The sequence below is a fragment of the Roseovarius arcticus genome, from assembly GCF_006125015.1.
In the GTDB taxonomy this organism is placed as follows: domain Bacteria; phylum Pseudomonadota; class Alphaproteobacteria; order Rhodobacterales; family Rhodobacteraceae; genus Roseovarius; species Roseovarius arcticus.
In genome coordinates, this window is record NZ_SZZN01000001.1 from 2,016,582 (window position 1) to 2,033,724 (window position 17,143).

At 60.3% G+C, this 17,143-nt stretch carries 13 protein-coding genes; 5 read left to right on the top strand and 8 right to left on the bottom strand.

The window, feature by feature from the left end; genetic code table 11:
* Positions 1-51: 51 nt before the first annotated feature.
* Both MK6180000_RS09530 and MK6180000_RS09535 read left to right on the top strand, forming a co-directional pair.
* Positions 52-624, top strand: coding sequence for a nitroreductase family protein (locus MK6180000_RS09530; protein ID WP_138934515.1), 573 nt, complete (start codon positions 52-54; stop codon positions 622-624).
* Entirely contained in the window at positions 621-1,325 is a 705-nt protein-coding gene (locus MK6180000_RS09535; RefSeq protein ID WP_138934516.1) for an EI24 domain-containing protein, read from the top strand. The genes MK6180000_RS09530 and MK6180000_RS09535 overlap by 4 nt, the downstream gene beginning before the upstream one ends.
* Here the strand turns inward: MK6180000_RS09535 and MK6180000_RS09540 are convergent.
* Together MK6180000_RS09540 and mce are read right to left on the bottom strand one after the other, a co-directional pair.
* Complete coding sequence (locus tag MK6180000_RS09540; protein ID WP_138934517.1) at positions 1,276-1,575, bottom strand: DUF1467 family protein; 300 nt, start codon at positions 1,573-1,575, stop codon at positions 1,276-1,278. The genes MK6180000_RS09535 and MK6180000_RS09540 overlap by 50 nt on opposite strands.
* Positions 1,575-1,979, bottom strand: coding sequence for a methylmalonyl-CoA epimerase (mce, locus tag MK6180000_RS09545; RefSeq protein WP_138934518.1), 405 nt, complete (start codon positions 1,977-1,979; stop codon positions 1,575-1,577). The genes MK6180000_RS09540 and mce overlap by 1 nt, the downstream gene beginning before the upstream one ends.
* A 212-nt stretch (positions 1,980-2,191) precedes the next feature.
* On the opposite strand from mce, the gene MK6180000_RS09550 reads away from it, so the two are divergent.
* Both MK6180000_RS09550 and MK6180000_RS09555 read left to right on the top strand, forming a co-directional pair.
* Positions 2,192-2,908, top strand: a complete 717-nt coding sequence (locus tag MK6180000_RS09550) for a response regulator (RefSeq protein WP_138934519.1) — start codon at positions 2,192-2,194, stop codon at positions 2,906-2,908.
* A 173-nt stretch (positions 2,909-3,081) separates the two neighbouring features.
* The gene (locus MK6180000_RS09555) at positions 3,082-3,804 is read left to right on the top strand and encodes a GNAT family N-acetyltransferase (protein ID WP_138934520.1); all 723 of its coding nucleotides are present in this window, start codon (positions 3,082-3,084) and stop codon (positions 3,802-3,804) included.
* Between the two features lie 54 nt (positions 3,805-3,858).
* Here the strand turns inward: MK6180000_RS09555 and aspS are convergent, their stop codons facing one another.
* Together aspS and MK6180000_RS09565 are read right to left on the bottom strand one after the other, a co-directional pair.
* Positions 3,859-5,634 (bottom strand): aspartate--tRNA ligase, encoded by a 1,776-nt coding sequence (aspS, locus tag MK6180000_RS09560; RefSeq protein WP_138934521.1) that lies wholly within the window; start codon positions 5,632-5,634, stop codon positions 3,859-3,861.
* A 354-nt stretch (positions 5,635-5,988) separates the two neighbouring features.
* Complete coding sequence (locus MK6180000_RS09565; protein ID WP_138934522.1) at positions 5,989-7,104, bottom strand: aminodeoxychorismate synthase component I; 1,116 nt, start codon at positions 7,102-7,104, stop codon at positions 5,989-5,991.
* 223 nt (positions 7,105-7,327) lie between these two features.
* Between MK6180000_RS09565 and carB the strand changes: the two genes are divergently transcribed.
* On the top strand, positions 7,328-10,630 hold the full coding sequence (carB, locus tag MK6180000_RS09570; RefSeq protein ID WP_138934523.1) for a carbamoyl-phosphate synthase large subunit: 3,303 nt from the start codon (positions 7,328-7,330) through the stop codon (positions 10,628-10,630).
* A gap of 767 nt (positions 10,631-11,397) precedes the next feature.
* Here the strand turns inward: carB and MK6180000_RS09575 are convergent.
* The 4 genes from MK6180000_RS09575 to MK6180000_RS09590 all read right to left on the bottom strand — a co-directional run bounded on the left by MK6180000_RS09575 (position 11,398) and on the right by MK6180000_RS09590 (position 16,970).
* Positions 11,398-13,095: an ABC transporter ATP-binding protein gene (locus MK6180000_RS09575; RefSeq protein WP_138934524.1), complete on the bottom strand. Its 1,698-nt coding sequence runs from the start codon at positions 13,093-13,095 to the stop codon at positions 11,398-11,400.
* 6 nt (positions 13,096-13,101) lie between these two features.
* Entirely contained in the window at positions 13,102-14,202 is a 1,101-nt protein-coding gene (locus MK6180000_RS09580) for an ABC transporter permease (protein ID WP_138934525.1), read from the bottom strand.
* Between the two features lie 12 nt (positions 14,203-14,214).
* On the bottom strand, positions 14,215-15,171 hold the full coding sequence (locus tag MK6180000_RS09585) for an ABC transporter permease (protein ID WP_138934526.1): 957 nt from the start codon (positions 15,169-15,171) through the stop codon (positions 14,215-14,217).
* Between the two features lie 188 nt (positions 15,172-15,359).
* Complete coding sequence (locus MK6180000_RS09590) at positions 15,360-16,970, bottom strand: ABC transporter substrate-binding protein (protein ID WP_138934527.1); 1,611 nt, start codon at positions 16,968-16,970, stop codon at positions 15,360-15,362.
* Between the last annotated feature and the right edge of the window lie 173 nt (positions 16,971-17,143).

Below are 17,143 nucleotides of genomic sequence, written 5' to 3' on the forward strand. Positions count from 1 at the left end.
CGCGCCGGCACGACATAAGGCACCTGTTACCTGACCCCCCGGAGCCTCGCCATGCCGACCCCCCGCCCCGACGTGCTGGATTTTCTGGCCACCCGCCGCTCGCGCCCGGCCAAGACGCTGGGCCTGCCAGTGCCGGACCGCGCCGACCTGATCCCGATGCTAGAGATGGCCGCGCGCAGCCCGGATCATGGCAAGCTGGAGCCGTGGCGCTTTGTTGTGCTTGAGCGCGGCGCGCTGGTGCGTCTGGCGGATGCGATCCCCAGCCATGCGGCGGGCCTGGACGCCGAGTCCGTCGCGAAGGCGCAGAAACAATTTGCGGATGCCCATCTGGCCGTCGCAGTGATCGAGGTGCAGCGCCCCTCGCACAAAGTGCCCCCCATCGAGCAGACCTATTCCGCCGGGGCAGTCTGCCTTGCGCTGTTGAACGCCGCGCTTGCGTCCGGTTGGGGTGCAAACTGGCTAAGCGGCTGGGCAAGCCATGATACAGGCTTTGCCGCAGCCGCACTTGGCCTTGCCCCAAACGAGCGGGTCGCAGGGCTCATCCACATCGGCACCGAAACCAGCGCACCGCCAGAGCGGCCCCGACCCGACATCGCCGCGATCACGACGTGGCTGCCTGAGTGATCTTTACCTCCTTCACCAAAGCGCTGGCACAGATGGGCGATCCGCGATTTCGCCGGGTGCTAATTCTGGGCGTCGCCCTGACGCTGGCGCTGCTCTTTGCGATCTATGTGGCGGTTTTGTTGTCTATTTCATGGCTGACCGGCGACGCCGTCACCCTGCCCCTGCTGGGCGAGGTGCGGTGGATGGACGACCTGCTGGGCTGGACCAGCCTGATCGCGATGCTGGTAATGTCAGTCTTCCTGATGGTTCCAGTGGCGTCTGCCATCACCGGCTTTTTCCTTGATGATGTCGCGGCGGCGGTCGAGGCGCGGCACTATCCAGATCTGCCACCTGTCCCCCGGATGCCATGGATGGATACGCTCCGCGATACGCTGGGGTTTCTGGGTGTGCTAATCGGCGTGAACCTTCTGGCGCTTGTCCTCTATATCGCGCTTCCCTTTGGGGCATTCGCGATCTTTTGGGCGTTGAATGGATATCTGCTGGGCCGGGAGTATTTCCAGCTGGCGGCGATGCGCCGACTGGGCCGGGCAGGCGCGCAAGAGTTGCGGCGCCGTCACTGGCTGCGGGTCTGGGGCGCGGGTGTTCTGATGGCGATCCCTCTTTCGATACCGCTGCTTAATCTGGTAATTCCGATTCTAGGTGCCGCGACCTTTACCCACCTAGTCCACGCCCTTCGACCGGACCGGGGCCGAACCGGCTGAACAGGTCGATATCGTCCAGTGTTATAGCTCCTGACAGGATGCACCACGCTGCAATGGCCCAAATGACAATCGCGACGGCGGTAGTGATCCATGCCTTTTTCTTGAGATCGTGGCGCGCGGGCGATCCGTTATGCGTGCCGGGCACCACGTCGCCTGCCTCGCCTTGGGTTTGCAGGCGAATCGGAATGGCGACAAAGAACGTCATGGCCCAAATCATCACAAAGAGGACCAAACCAGAGACGGGGCTCATCAGACTTCCTCCAACTCAATCAGACACCCGTTAAAATCCTTGGGATGCAAGAAGATCACAGGCTTGCCGTGTGCGCCAATTTTGGGCGTACCATCCCCCAGGACGCGCGCGCCTGACGCGGTCAACTGCGCGCGCGCAGCGGCGATGTCGTCCACCTCATAGCAGATGTGATGAATGCCGCCCGCCGGGTTCTTGTCCAAGAAGCCGCGAATCGGGCTGCCGTCGCCCAGAGGGTACAAAAGCTCGATCTTTGTATTCGGCAACTCGATGAAAACGACGGTCACGCCATGATCCGGCTCGTCCTGCGGCGCGCCCACGTTCGCGCCCAATGCGCCCGAATATTGCGCGATCGCAGCGGCGAGATCGGGCACAGCGATAGCGACGTGATTGAGGCGTCCGATCATGGCTTATCCTTTGTTTTGTGGCGTTCGGGGATAGTTGAGGCCTGTTTAGTCCTGTTATGCGACCCGTGCAGCGCAGAGGCAAGCGGGCGATGCGTCGCACGGGGGTGTGGCTACCCTGCGCAACGCTTGAATTTCGCCGCATGCGTTAACCCCCCGTTAGCCAAGTCTGCGTAACGCTGTTGTCATCAATGCTGCCAACAGGAGAGATGAGCATGGACGATCTGCCGGTACTGACCCCCATCATCAACCCCACCGCCGCCCGCCCGCTATTGGGAATGACGGTGCTGGTGGTCGAAGATAGCCTTTACGCCTGCGATGCGATGCGGCTGATGTGCCTGCACTCGGGCGCACGTATCAGACGCGCGGACTGCCTGCGCTCTGCCCGGCGGCACTTGCAGGTCTACCGCCCGTCTGTGGTGATCATCGATCTGGGTCTACCGGACGGATCGGGCCTGGACCTGATCGAGGAATTAGCCGCCGCCACCCCGCGCGTTGCCAGCATCCTTGGCGCCAGCGGTATGGATGGCAGCGAGGCAGGTGCCATCGCCGCAGGTGCAGATGGTTTTATCGACAAACCACTGACGAATTTGGGCGTTTTTCAGCAGACAATCCTCGCGACCCTGCCCCAAGATCGTCAGCCTACCGGTCCCCGCGTCTTGCGAAATGAGGATGTGTGCCCCGACCCACTGGCCTATCGCGACGACATGGCGCACGTCTCTAACCTGCTGGACGAGCATTCGGACGGCCCGGTGCTAGATTACGTGGCACAGTTTCTGGTCGGCGTCGCACGCTCGGCCGATGATATGCAACTGGCGCAGGCGGCTGATGCACTGTCGAACCAGCGACGCACTGGCGCGGCCCTGAACACACATCTGGCGCAGGTCGCCGGCCTCGTGCAAGAGCGGCTGACCAACCGGGCAGCGATGTAACGCCGAAAGACTGCACTTGCGGGACCCTCGCTTGCGCCATGATGCTGCGCACGAGGGTCCGGCGCGCCACCGGACTCAACATGGCAGGATCCGCGCCTAACCCTCTAAAATTCGCTTTCGCTGCGCCGCGTGCGCCCTATGATGGTCAAAATAACCAAAGCGAGACGCCAAAAATGAGTGATCCCCGCCCCCTCGGCCCTGTTGTGGAGGGTTGGACGCCGCCGCCAGCACCCGCTGACCTGCACATGCAGGGCACTCATGTCCGGCTAGAGCCGTTGGACGCCGAGGCCCACGCGGCGCTGCTATACAGCGCATTTGACGGGCACGATGACGTCTGGGATTACATGCCCACTGGGCCATTCGCCTCATCAGCGCAGTTTCACCGCTGGATGCGCGAAATTACGGCATCGCCTGACTATGTCTTTTTCGCCATCTACGACATCGCGCGCGAGGCTTATGGCGGGTTGGCGTCATTCTTGCGGATCAAACCGCAGGCAGGATCGATTGAGGTCGGCTATATCGCCATGGCGCCGCAGTTGCAGCGCACCGTCGCGGCGACCGAGGCAATGTATCTGATGATGGCCTGGGCATTTCAAGCTGGCTACCGCCGATATGAGTGGAAATGCGATGCGCTTAATATGCCGTCGCGCCGGGCAGCGCAGCGGCTGGGTCTGAGCTATGAGGGGATTTTTCGGCAAGCGGTCGTGGTCAAAGGACGCAATCGCGACACCGCGTGGTTCGCTGCAATCGACGCTGAATGGCCTGCTCTGGACGAGGCCTTTCGCCTGTGGCTGGATGCGTCAAACTTCGATAGCACGGGCCAGCAAAAATCTTCGCTCAGCGATCTGACGCGGCTGGTGCGGGCGTCGGGCGATCCTGCACTGGGGCAAGAATAGCAAAACGGGCGAGGGTTTTGCCCCCGCCCGCCCACGCGGCACCTGATTGCAGGATCACTCCTGCGGAATGACCCGCAGGCCCAGATCCATTAGTTGATCTGATGTTGGCGCGCTGGGGGCGTTCATCATCAGATCCTCGGCGCGCTGGTTCATCGGGAACATGATGACCTCGCGAATGTTCGCCTCGTCCGCCAGCAGCATGACAATGCGGTCGATACCCGCCGCGCAGCCACCATGGGGCGGCGCGCCGTATTGGAACGCCTGGACGAGCCCGCCGAAACGGCTGTGCACTTCGGCCTCGTCATAGCCTGCCTTTTCAAACGCGGCGATCATGATGTCGAGGCGGTGGTTACGGATCGCGCCCGAAATCAGCTCATATCCATTGCACGCCAGATCATATTGATATCCCAGCACTTTTAGAGGATCGCCTTGCAGCGCATCCAGCCCGCCCTGCGGCATCGAAAAAGGATTGTGCGAGAAGTCGATCTTGCCCGTCTCCTCATCGGCCTCGTACATCGGGAAGTCGACGATCCACGCAAAAGCGAACCGGTTTTCATCCGTCAGCTTTAGCTCACTGCCAATCTCGGTGCGCGCTTTGCCTGCCACACGCTCGAACGCAGATGGCTTCCCGCCAAGGAAGAATGCGGCGTCGCCAACGCCAAGGCCCAATTGCTGGCGGATCGCCTCAGTGCGCTCAGGCCCGATGTTCTTGGCCAGTGGGCCGGCGGCTTCCATCCCTTCGCCTTGATCGCGCCAGAAGATGTACCCCATCCCCGGCAAGCCTTCCTTTTGTGCAAATGCGTTCATGCGGTCGCAGAATTTACGCGACCCACCGCCGGGCGCAGGGATGGCGCGGATTTGGGTGCCCTCTTGCTCCAGCAACTTGGCAAAGATGGCAAATCCGGAGCCTGCGAAATGCTCGCTGACGACCTGCATCTTGATCGGGTTGCGCAAGTCAGGCTTGTCAGTGCCATACCAAAGCGCGGAGTCTGCATAGCTGATCTGGGGCCATTCGGTGTCAACAGCGCGGCCCTTCCCGAACTCTTCAAAGATGCCCTGGACGACGGGCTGAATCGTGTCGAAAACATCCTGCTGCTCGACAAACGACATCTCGAGATCGAGCTGGTAGAAATCAGTCGGTGAGCGATCGGCGCGCGGGTCCTCGTCGCGAAAGCATGGCGCAATCTGAAAGTATTTATCAAAGCCCGACACCATGATCAGCTGCTTGAACAGCTGCGGCGCCTGGGGGAGCGCGTAGAACTTGCCGGGGTGCAGGCGCGACGGCACCAGAAAATCGCGCGCGCCCTCAGGCGACGACGCGGTGATGATCGGCGTTTGGTATTCGCGGAATTTTTGATCCCACATCCTGCGGCGCATCGAGGCGACGACATCGCTGCGCAGGGTTATGTTGCGCTGCATCGCCTCGCGGCGCAGGTCCAGATAGCGATGCTTCAGCCGTGTTTCTTCGGGGTACTCCTGATCGCCAAACACCATCAGTGGCAGTTCCTTGGACGCGCCCAGAACTTCTATGTCGCGGATAAACACCTCGACCTCGCCAGTCGGCAATTTGGGGTTCACCAAAGCGGCGTCGCGCGCCTTGACGCTGCCGTCGATACGGATGCACCATTCGCTGCGCACGGCGTCGACTTGGGCAAAGACGGGGCTGTCAGGATCGCAGATAAGCTGCGTCATGCCGTAGTGATCGCGCAGATCAATAAAAAGGACGCCGCCGTGGTCGCGGATGCGGTGGACCCAGCCTGACAGGCGCACAGTGTCGCCCACGTCTGATTTCGTCAGGTCGGCGCAGGTATGGCTGCGATAGGCGTGCATCGGAAATTCCCTCTTAAGCGGGCCTGCCGCGCGGCGCGGTGGGCTGGTCTGGCGTGTGGCCGATACACATGCCCCGCGCGGCAAAGTCAAGGGGCGCGGACGGGCCGCACTGCGCTGGCGCGGGTTTGAAAAATACTGGGCGGCGGGGCAAGGCGTGCGTGCGGGATTGCCTCCGGCGGGGATATTTTCAGCAAGAAGAAAGGATGAGGTCTGCGGGGATCGGGCCGCGGAGCGCGTTGCTAACATAGAATGCCGCGGCACTGGCAGATCCTCTGGTGACAGCCTTGGGAGGTGGGCGATTGCAGGCGTTTGGCACCTGCAGGATTGCTTCGGTCAGGGCAAAGCTGGGGTATATCAGCTCTTCAGTTGCGCGAAGCGTGTTTTCCACAGCGCCTCCTCATACTCGGCCTCTGCCGTGCTGTCGTGGATGACCCCGCCGCCGACGTTCAGCGTGGCATGGCCGCGCTCTAGTAAAAGCGTGCGAATGGCGACGTTGAACTCTGCGCGCCCGTCTGGCGCGGCCCAGCCGATGGTTCCGCAGTATATTTCGCGCGGGGCCTGCTCTAGCGCCGCCAATATCTGCATCGCGCGTAGCTTGGGCGCACCAGTGATCGATCCGCAGGGAAAGAGCGCTGCGAGGATTTCCGCGAGGCCGACGCCTGCCGCCATCTGGCCCGTGATCAGCGAGGTCATCTGGTGCACGGTGCTATAGCTCTCGACCGTGAAAAGCTCTGGCACGGTTACGGTTCCGGCGCTGCAAATGCGGCTGAGATCGTTGCGCAAGAGGTCAACAATCATCAAGTTTTCGGCGCGATTCTTGTCGTCGCTGGCCAGAAACATGCGGCGCCGCGCATCCTCGGCGGCATCAGCGCTGCGAGGCTGCGTGCCTTTCATGGGGCGTGTCTCAATCCGGCCCGCCGCGTCCGTGCGAAAGAACAGCTCGGGAGAGCGCGACAGGATCGAGGGGCCGTCCGCTTGCGTTACCAGCGCGCCAAAGCGGACAGGCTGAAGGACCGCGAGGGCCGCGTAGAGCGCAGCAGGATCGCCGGTCGTCTGCGCGGTGAGTGGAAAGGTGAGGTTCGCCTGATAGATATCCCCGGCGCCGATATAGTCGTGGACAGTGCGGAAGGCCTCGCTATAGCGGGCCTCGTCCCAAGCCGGTGCCAGATCGCTGAGGCTGGCGCTTCCCTGCGGCAAGTCGGGCGCGGGCGTCGGCGCATCATAAACACCAAAGCAAAGCAGCGGCAGGCGGCGGCGCGGTGGCATCAGTGGCGCGAGGCGCGGCTCAAGCGCATAACCCATTTCGTAGCTGGCATAGCCGGCGAGCCATGCACCAGCCGCCCGCGCGCCATCGAGGGCGGCGAGCGCGGCAGGCACGTCCTTTGCACACTTGGCCAAGATCATCCGGCGCGGCGCGGCAAAGAGGCATGCATCCATGCCCCCCGGCCCATGATCGAAACGAATTTCCACCGGCACCTCCCCGCAATGCTAGCCGCACTTCGCTACCTAGAGCGCCGCGCGAGCGAAAAACAGGGGAAATCAGCCCTGCTGATTGAAACGCGCCACCGCTAGCCCTTGCGCCGGGGCGCGGCATGGATATAACCGCCAACACTTTGCGCGCCCGCCACATGGCTGCGTTTTGACGGCATCCGGCGGGCCTGCGCAACCATTGCTGCCAAGCGGGGACACCGGTATGCCGAAGCGCGACGATATCAAATCCATCATGATCATCGGGGCCGGTCCCATCATCATCGGGCAGGCCTGCGAGTTTGACTATTCCGGGGCCCAGGCTTGCAAGGCGCTGCGCGAAGAAGGGTATCGCGTCATCCTCGTCAACTCGAACCCTGCGACGATAATGACCGATCCGGGCCTAGCTGACGCTACCTATATTGAGCCAATCACACCGGAAATCGTCGCCAAGATCATCGAAAAAGAGCGCCCCGATGCCCTGCTGCCCACGATGGGCGGGCAAACCGGCCTGAACACCGCGCTGGCAGTCGCGGACATGGGCGTGCTGGAAAAATTCGGCGTCGAGTTGATCGGCGCGAACCGCGAGGCCATTGAGATGGCCGAGGACCGCAAGTTATTTCGCGAGGCGATGGACCGTTTGGGCATCGAAAACCCCAAGGCGACGATCGCTAACACCATGAAGGAATGCATGGATGCGATTGAATACGTTGGACTTCCTGCGATCATTCGGCCCGCCTTTACCCTTGGCGGCACGGGTGGCGGCGTGGCCTACAACCGTGACGATTACGAGCACTTCTGCAAGACCGGCCTCGACGCGTCACCCGTCAATCAGATCTTGATCGACGAGTCGCTGCTGGGCTGGAAAGAGTTTGAAATGGAGGTCGTACGCGACCGCGCCGATAACGCGATCATCGTTTGCGCCATTGAAAACGTCGATCCAATGGGCGTGCATACTGGCGATTCTATCACAGTGGCCCCTGCCCTGACGCTGACCGACAAAGAGTATCAGGTGATGCGCAACCAGAGCATCGCAGTCCTGCGCGAAATAGGTGTGGAGACTGGCGGATCGAACGTGCAATGGGCGATCAACCCTGCCGACGGGCGCATGGTGGTGATTGAAATGAATCCGCGCGTCTCGCGCTCCTCCGCGCTTGCCTCCAAGGCGACGGGATTTCCCATCGCCAAGATCGCGGCGAAACTGGCCGTCGGCTATACGCTGGACGAGTTGGACAATGATATCACGCAAGTCACGCCCGCCAGCTTTGAGCCCACCATCGATTATGTTGTAACGAAAATTCCGCGTTTTGCGTTTGAGAAGTTCCAAGGCTCCGAGCCGCATCTGACAACTGCCATGAAATCGGTTGGCGAGGTGATGGCCATCGGCCGTACGATCCACGAATCGCTGCAAAAGGCGCTGGCCTCACTAGAGACGGGCCTGACCGGCTTTGACGAAATCGTCATTGAGGGCGCGCCTGATGTGGCCGCTGTCACCCGCGCGCTGGCCAAGCAGACGCCAGACCGTATTCGCGTGATTGCGCAAGCCATGCGCCACGGGCTGAGCGACGACGACATTCACTTGGTCACGATGTATGACCCATGGTTCCTAGCCCGTATCCGCGAGATTGTAGAGACTGAGGCAGAGGTGCGCGCCGCGGGCCTGCCCGGTGATGAGGCCGGTCTGCGCCACCTCAAGATGATGGGCTTTACCGATGCCCGCCTTGCTATTCTGACCGGCCAGACTGAGGTCGCCGTGCGCGCTGCACGCCGCGCCGCTGGCGTTACCGCCGTGTTCAAGCGGATCGACACCTGCGCGGCGGAGTTTGAGGCGCAGACGCCCTACATGTACTCCACCTATGAGGCGCCTATGATGGGCGAGGTCGAGTGCGAGGCACGTCCTTCGGACGCCAAAAAGGTTGTGATCCTTGGCGGCGGACCGAACCGGATCGGCCAAGGGATTGAGTTCGACTATTGCTGCTGCCACGCCTGCTATGCGCTGTCGGATGCGGGCTACGAGACGATCATGATCAACTGTAACCCCGAAACGGTCAGCACCGACTATGACACCTCCGACCGGCTCTATTTTGAGCCGCTGACGTTCGAACATGTCATGGAGATCCTGAGCGTTGAGCAGCAAAACGGCACGCTACATGGCGTGATCGTGCAGTTCGGCGGGCAGACCCCTCTCAAGCTAGCAAATGCGCTGGAGGCAGAAGGTATTCCGATCCTCGGCACCTCGCCCGACGCCATCGACCTCGCCGAAGATCGCGAGCGCTTTCAGGATCTGGTTAATCGGCTGGACCTGAAACAGCCCGTCAACGGCATCGCGTCGACCGATGCGCAGGCATTTGCCATCGCTGAAAGGGTCGGCTTTCCGCTGGTCATCCGCCCCTCCTACGTCTTGGGCGGGCGGGCGATGGAAATCGTGCGCGACATGGCCCAGTTGGAACGCTACATCGCCGAGGCGGTCGTCGTATCCGGCGACAGCCCCGTCCTGCTGGACAGCTATCTGTCAGGCGCGATTGAGTGTGATGTCGACGCGCTTTGTGACGGCGAGAATGTCCATGTGGCCGGCATCATGCAACATATCGAAGAGGCCGGCGTCCATTCCGGTGACAGCGCCTGTTCGATCCCGCCCTACACGCTCAGCGCCGAAATCATCGCCGAGATTGAGCGGCAGACGGTCGAACTCGCTCGCGCGCTCAAGGTCATCGGCCTGATGAACGTGCAATTCGCGGTCAAGGACAAGGATATCTACCTGATTGAGGTGAACCCCCGCGCCAGCCGCACCGTGCCCTTCGTCGCCAAAGCGACTGATTCAGCTATCGCGTCGATCGCGGCGCGCCTGATGGCGGGCGAGCCGCTAAGCAACTTTCCGCATCGCGGCGCCTACCCCAGCGGCGCGACCCCCGGTAGCCTGCCGATGGCCGACCAGATGACGTTGGCTGACTATGCGATGCCGTGGTTTTCCGTCAAAGAGGCTGTCATGCCCTTCGCCCGCTTCCCCGGTGTCGATACGATCCTCGGGCCAGAAATGCGGTCGACCGGTGAAGTGATGGGCTGGGATGTCAGCTTTGCCCGCGCGTTCCTCAAGGCGCAGATGGGTGCGGGCGTGGATTTGCCGACCAGCGGGGCGGTCTTCTTTTCGATCAAGGATGCCGACAAAACAGCGCAAATCGTCGAGACGGCGCAGATCCTGACGGGCATGGGTTTCACCATCGTCGCGACGCGCGGCACGGCGGCCTTTCTGGCCGAGCAGGGCATTGATTGCACCACCGTCAACAAGGTGTATGAGGGCCGCCCAAATATCGTCGACATGCTAAAGAATGGCGAGATTGCAGCTGTCATGAACACGACCGAAGGCGCCCTGTCGGTCGAGGACAGCCGCGAGATCCGCTCTGTCGCGCTCTATGACAAGATCCCCTACTTCACCACTGCTGCGGCCTCTCTGGCGGCTGCACAGGCGATGCAGGCCCGCACTGAGGGCGACCTCACGGTGATGCCGTTGCAGGGCCCGCAGGCCGCATAGTTTGTGGCGCTGCGTTGCAGGGCGGCTCACGACGTGTGACTGTCTTGTCATATCAGCGTGACAGGATAAACTTGAGCGCGGCCACCCGTGTGGAAAAACTTATATTTTCCTGCGACTTCTCAATGACTTGAGGTGGCTCTCCTCATCCATGCGCACTGGGCACATCTGCCATGCAGAAGACGCATATAATTTTAGCGATTTTGCCATTGCTTTATCCGCAAAGATAGATAAATGCGGATCAGAGCTAACGAGACGCTCAGCAGTCGAAAACGCCACATAAAGGAGGCAACCATGACCCGGGATCAACTAAACCGCGAACTTCGCATGCATAGTGCCACCTGGCCTGCTGTTCTTTTTGTCTATGGTCTAATCGTTGGGACCATGGTTTTGTCTGCGATGTCGATGACCTGACACGCAAGACTGGACCGGATATCGCATCCGGTCCTTTACAAGAGTTTCAGCAAATGCAGCGGCGAATGGGACACCCCCCATGCGCCAATTTCCAATTTCGGAACAGGGTCCGGAGTGCCCCTGCCCCCAAGGCTAAAAGCGATATCGCCATGACCAGAGATCAATTGAACCGCGAACTGCGCGCTCACAGCGCTAACTTCCCGACCGTACTTATCGTCTATGCCGTTATTGTCGGCACGATGGTCCTGACCGGGTTGGCGATGACCTGATCCGCTTCGGCAAGGATCAAAACGGCAAGAGGCGGATGGTGCTCCATCCGCCTCTTTTGTTTTCCCAAGGGACTTTTGCCTAGCAGATCACGCGTCCGAAGGCATGATCTTCTTGTCGCCGGGATCGATCTTTTTCGACGCAGCCTCGCCCAGATTTTCTAGTCCACGCTCTTCCAGCAGAGTGGTGAGCCAGTCCGCATCCATCTCGGGAACCGAGCTGAGCAAGAGGTCGGTATAGGGATGGTGCGGGGGCCGGAACATCTCGTCTTTTGGACCCTGCTCCACCACCTTGCCGTGCTGCATGACCACCACCTCATCGGCGATTGATCGCACAGTGGCCAGATCATGCGTGATGAACATATAGGCCAGGTTCAACTCATCCTGAAGGCGGTCGAGCAGGCGCAGGATGCCCTCGGCGACCAACTGATCCAGCGCTGATGTCACCTCGTCGCAGACGATAAAGCTGGGCTCGGCCGCCAGCGCGCGGGCGATGCCGATACGCTGCTTCTGGCCCCCCGACAATTCTGCTGGATAGCGATTATAGTATTTCGACGGCTCCAGCTCGATCAGGTCCAGCAGTTCGTCAACGCGGCCTTTAAGCGCGACGCCCGTCAGACCGGAATAGAACTTAGCAGGCCGTCCGATGATTTCGCTGATCTTGACCTTCGGATTCAGCGCGGTATCGGCCGACTGATAGATCATCTGGCACTGGCGCAACTGCTCTTTGTTGCGGTTGCGATAATCCACCGGGAACGGCTCTCCCTTGAACAGGATTTCCCCTTTTTGCGGCGGCAGAAGGCCGGTAATCACCCGCGCGGCTGTTGACTTACCCGAGCCGGATTCGCCCACCACGGCCACGGTCATGCCCTCGTAGATATCAAAGCTGACATCGTCGAGGATCTTGGGACCGGATGCATAGGATGCGTCGACGTTCTTGACTGAGATCAGGCAATCGCGTCCTTCCCGGCTGCGCTGGGGCGACTCAAAGCTGCGCACGGCCCAAAGGGATTTGGTGTATTCCTCCTTCGGATTGGCCAGCATTTCCTTGGTCGTCGCCTCCTCGACCTCTTCGCCCTTCAGCAGCACCTTGATCGTGTCAGCCATCTGCGCGACGACCGCGAGATCGTGCGTGATGTAGAGCGCGGCAGTATCGAACTGGTCGACGATATCGCGGATCGCGGCCAGAACCTCGATCTGCGTTGTGACGTCCAGCGCCGTTGTCGGCTCGTCAAAGATGATCAGGTCGGGACGGCATGACATCGCCATCGCCGTCATGGCGCGTTGCAACTGACCGCCAGACACTTGGTGAGGATAGCGAAACCCGATTTCCTCGGGATTTGGCAGACGCAGACGGTTATACAGATCAACTGCATCCTCCTGCGCCTCCATCCGCTTTTTCAGACGGTATTGCAGCGGGGCCTCGGTGTGCTGATCGATGATCTTGTGCGCCGGATTGAAGGATGCCGCCGCCGATTGCGCCACATAGGCGATGCGCTTACCGCGCAGGCCGCGCCGCTCGCCCTCGGTCGCGGTTGTCAGCTCCATTCCGTCAAACTCGATCGAGCTGTCCTCGGAGATGCGCGTGCCGTCACGGGCATAGCCCATTGCGGCGGCGCCGATGGTGGATTTACCGGCGCCGGATTCTCCGATCAGGCCCATCACCTCACCGCGGTGCAGGGTCAGGTCGACACCCTTGATGATGTCTACCCACGTTTCGTCCGTGTACCCTTGGATCTTGAGATTGCGGATCTTGAGCAGGACGTCTTTTTTCTTTTTATCGTTCATTGCATTTTACTCCTTCAAACCGGAGGACCGGTGCAGCATCCAGTCCACCACGAAGTTGACCCCGACGGTCAGCAGCGCGATGGCGGCGGCTGGGATAAGCGGTGTAATTTCGCCAAACGAGATCAGCGTCGCGTTTTCACGCACCATAGACCCCCAGTCCGCAGTAGGCGGCTGGATACCAAGGCCGAGGAACGACAGACCCGCAACAAGCAGAAAGACGAAGCAGAATTCGAGACCGAATTCGGCGATCAGTGGTGCGGTCGAGTTTGGCAGGATCTCGCGGCGGATAAGGTATCCGGTACCCTCTCCGCGTAGCTTGGCGGCCTCGATATAGTCCATCACCACCACGTTGCCTGCCACCGCCCGTGTCAGGCGGAAGACGCGCGGCGCATAGATGATCGAAACGGCGATGATGATCACTGGCATCGACGGGCCAAAGATCGACAGCATCAACAGGGCAAAGATCAGCGACGGGATCGACATGATGACATCGGCGAACCGCGCCAGCAGGTTATCGAGCCAGCCACCTTTGGTAGCCGCCAGCAGACCCGCGAACGCCCCCATGAAGAATGCCAGCAGCGTCGCCGTCAGCGCGAGACCGACAGAGTTGCGCGTGCCATAGATCAGACGGCTGAACATATCGCGGCCCAGTTGATCGGCGCCAAGCAGCATATTGCTGTCTGCCGGAGCGAAGGCCGACGAGATAATCTCGGCCTCGCCATGAGGGGCGATCCACGGGGCAAAGATACCTGCAATCGCGTAGATAAAGATCACGAACATACCGAATGCGGCGGTCAGAGGTGCGGTGCGCAATTCCTTGGCCATTTCGGTGGACGCAATCAGGATCAGGAACTCGCGGAACGCATATGAGACCATGGCCGCCATAGCGAGCACGAAAGCGATCATCGCGATTACCCAAAGCGCGTGCACGCCGCCGATGATACCCACGATGATCGACACGAGGGTCAGTGAAAAGATCATCATAAACGGCTGGCGATGGTTGTAGAACGCCGTCACACAAGAGGCGACGATGAGCGCCGTAAAGTAGGTAAGCGCGAAGGTAGAGGGCGTGAGGCCAAAGAATAAAAGGGCCGAAATATCTTCCATGTTTTTTCTCCCTTACTTCGGATGCCGCAGGCGCGGATTGGTCAGGATCGCGCCGACATCTGCCGCAAGATTGAGCAGGATGAAGGTCGCGGCGAAGATCAGGCAGCAAGCCTGCACCACCGGGAAGTCACGTTTGCTGACCGCGTCGACCAGTGCCTGCCCGATACCGGGATAAACAAAGACCACCTCGACCAGCACAACGCCGGTGATGAGATAGGCAAGGTTCAGCGCGACCACGTTGATGATCGGCGCCCACGCATTGGGCAGCGCATGGCGCACGATGACCTTCCAGGGCGGCGTCCCCTTCAGCTTGGCCATCTCGATATAGGGAGAGGCCAGCAGGTTAATGATCGCGGCGCGCGTCATGCGCATCATATGCGCGGTAACGACCAGAACCAGCGTCAGCGCCGGTAGGAATGTGCGGTTTAGCAAATCCCAGAACGACATGCTGTCGTTCAAGCTGGCGATGGCGGGGAACATGCCCCACTTGACCGAGAAAAAGAGGATCAGGATGTAACCCAAGAAGAATTCTGGGCTGGAAATCGACGTCAGCGTCAGCACGTTCGCCACCCGGTCAAAGACCGAGTTACGCAAAAGCGCGACGATCACACCGAGGATGATGGCAAAAGGAACGGCGATAACGGCGGCGTAGGTGGCGAGAAACAAGGTGTTGCGGAATCGTTCGCCAATTACGCTCATCACGGTTTCCTGCGTTACGATAGATCTGCCGAAATCGAGCACTACTGCCCCTTTCAGCCATTCGAAATATCTAAACAGTGCCGGATCGTTCAAGCCCATCTGCTCGCGCAGAACCCTGACGTTTTCCTCGGTCGCTCCTTGGCCCAGAACCGCTTCGGCGATATCGCCGGGTAGCAGTTCAACCATAAAGAAGATGATGACTGAAATGATCAGTAGAATCAGCAGTCCCATACCGAGCCGTTTTGCAACGAGCCCAAGAATGTCTCCCATTTATCCCTCCTGCTTTTTTATATTATCTGCCTATCGCTAGCATGGCGCGGCGCAATTTAACAGATACTTGCCCACATGATGCCCACTCAGGAACCTGCATGCCACTGTTTTAACCCATAGTTCACCGCAGGTGCGGCAAGGGGAAACGAAGGCCCGGCGCTACTGCGCCGGACCTGATTTTGCCTCGATCAGCTCTTGAACCACCAGCGGCTGGCGGCGCGGTAGCCGTCCATGTGCCAGCTGGCCGCATACTCACCCGTGGTGCCTACATTGGTGCGGATGCCGTAGACAAAGTTCGGGAAGAACGGAATGATCGTGCCACCGTCATCTTTGGCCAAAATCGCCATGTCACGGTACATTTCCGCGCGCAGGGTGTCGTCCAGCTCAGCCTTGGCTTGCAGGAGCAGCTTGTTGAACTCTTCGTTCTGCCAGTGCGATTCGTTCCAGGCCGCGTCGTCCTTGTACGCCAGCGAATACATCACGTCGGGTGTGGGGCGTGCGCCCCAGACGACCATGCACCACGGTTTCTTCAGCCAGACGTCCGAATAGTAGCCATCGCTCGGCTCGCGCAGCACTTTGATGTCGATGCCTGCCGCCTTGGCCTGCTCTGCGTAGAGGATTGCCAGATCGACGGCGCCTGCCGTAATCGAATCCGCCACGCTGAAACTGACCGATAGGTTTTCCGCACCGGCCTTTTTCAACAGCGACTTGGCCTGATCGGGGTCATACTCGGTCTGCTCGATGTCTTTGGGATAGTAGGGCATGGCAGGCGAGTGGTGGAAATCGTTGCCGACCGTGGCCGCACCAAAGGAGATCTTCTCGACCAGCTCGTTACGATCCATCGAGAGTTTCAGCGCCTTACGGACGTCGACATTGTCGAAAGGGGCAGTGTCGCAGAACATCGGCATCGTGATCGCCTGCGCCGATGGAATGTTGATGACCGTAACGTCGGGCTGACGCTCTAGCAGGCCCATCGTTTTGTTTTCCAGCAGGCTGGTCGCGTCAGCGTCGCCGGTCACAAGTGCCGTCTGGCGCGCGTTCGGGTCGTTGATGAAAGTAACCTGAATCGCGTCAAAATATGCGCCCTCACCATGCCAGCCATCAAAGCGGCTGAGTGAGGCGTTTACGCCCGGCTCCCAGCTGTCCAGAACGTAGGGGCCGCAGCCGTCGCCGGATTGCCAGTTGGCGGTGCCATCCTCGTTGCGGGGCAGAATGACCAGATGGTAGTCAGTCATCAGCCACGGCAGGTCGGCATTGCCGGCGTCCAGCTTGAACGTCACGGTGTTTTCGTCGTCTGCGACGATATCAGTGACAGAGCCCAGCAGCGCCTTGGCCGCCGAAGTGGTGTCCTCGCCGCGGTGGAAATTCATCGAAGCGACGACGTCTTCTGCCGTCACTTTTCCGCCTGAATGAAACGTCGCCTTGGGGTTCAGCTTGAACGTCCACTCGGACGCATCGGGTGTCGCGGACCATTCGGTCGCAACGTCCGCGCCCAATGTGCCGTCGGTGTTGATCTGCGTGAGGAACGCGCGGAACGTGTGTGCCAGCAGGATCTCGGCGTTGGATTCGTAGATGCCCGGATCATGCGTATCGCCCGAGTTGCCGTCATGCTGCGCGATGCGGAACGTGCCGCCGCGCTGGGGTTCCGCCTTGGCGGCGGTGGCCCAGAGGCCCGTAGCGGCGCTGGCGGTAACGCCCGCAGCCATCGAATAATTCATGAACGAGCGGCGCGAAACGCGCCCCTCGCGTGCAGCGTCGGCCAAGCGATCCAGCATCTGCTGGTTTTTCGAATCTGTCATTTCTTCTCCCTGAGAGTCGATATCATTAAGATATTTCTATCTGATTTTGCGCGCTCGCATCTCTCCGTACGGCGCCTATACAGTGTTGGCGTAACGCCCGACCTCGGGGGGCCTGAAAGCGACGCATTGATAGCAAAACACGAATGATAGCCTGCATCCACACATTTATGCGC

Excerpts from the sequence above, each read along its gene's own strand:
- MK6180000_RS09530 (WP_138934515.1), top strand. The coding sequence starts at position 52 with ATGCCGACCCCCCGCCCCGACGTGCTGGATTTTCTGGCCACCCGCCGC.
- MK6180000_RS09540 (WP_138934517.1), bottom strand. The coding sequence starts at position 1,575 with ATGAGCCCCGTCTCTGGTTTGGTCCTCTTTGTGATGATTTGGGCCATG.
- mce (WP_138934518.1), bottom strand. The coding sequence starts at position 1,979 with ATGATCGGACGCCTCAATCACGTCGCTATCGCTGTGCCCGATCTCGCC.
- MK6180000_RS09550 (WP_138934519.1), top strand. The coding sequence starts at position 2,192 with ATGGACGATCTGCCGGTACTGACCCCCATCATCAACCCCACCGCCGCC.
- MK6180000_RS09555 (WP_138934520.1), top strand. The coding sequence starts at position 3,082 with ATGAGTGATCCCCGCCCCCTCGGCCCTGTTGTGGAGGGTTGGACGCCG.
- aspS (WP_138934521.1), bottom strand. The coding sequence starts at position 5,634 with ATGCACGCCTATCGCAGCCATACCTGCGCCGACCTGACGAAATCAGAC.
- carB (WP_138934523.1), top strand. The coding sequence starts at position 7,328 with ATGCCGAAGCGCGACGATATCAAATCCATCATGATCATCGGGGCCGGT.
- MK6180000_RS09575 (WP_138934524.1), bottom strand. The coding sequence starts at position 13,095 with ATGAACGATAAAAAGAAAAAAGACGTCCTGCTCAAGATCCGCAATCTC.
- MK6180000_RS09580 (WP_138934525.1), bottom strand. The coding sequence starts at position 14,202 with ATGGAAGATATTTCGGCCCTTTTATTCTTTGGCCTCACGCCCTCTACC.
- MK6180000_RS09585 (WP_138934526.1), bottom strand. The coding sequence starts at position 15,171 with ATGGGAGACATTCTTGGGCTCGTTGCAAAACGGCTCGGTATGGGACTG.
- MK6180000_RS09590 (WP_138934527.1), bottom strand. The coding sequence starts at position 16,970 with ATGACAGATTCGAAAAACCAGCAGATGCTGGATCGCTTGGCCGACGCT.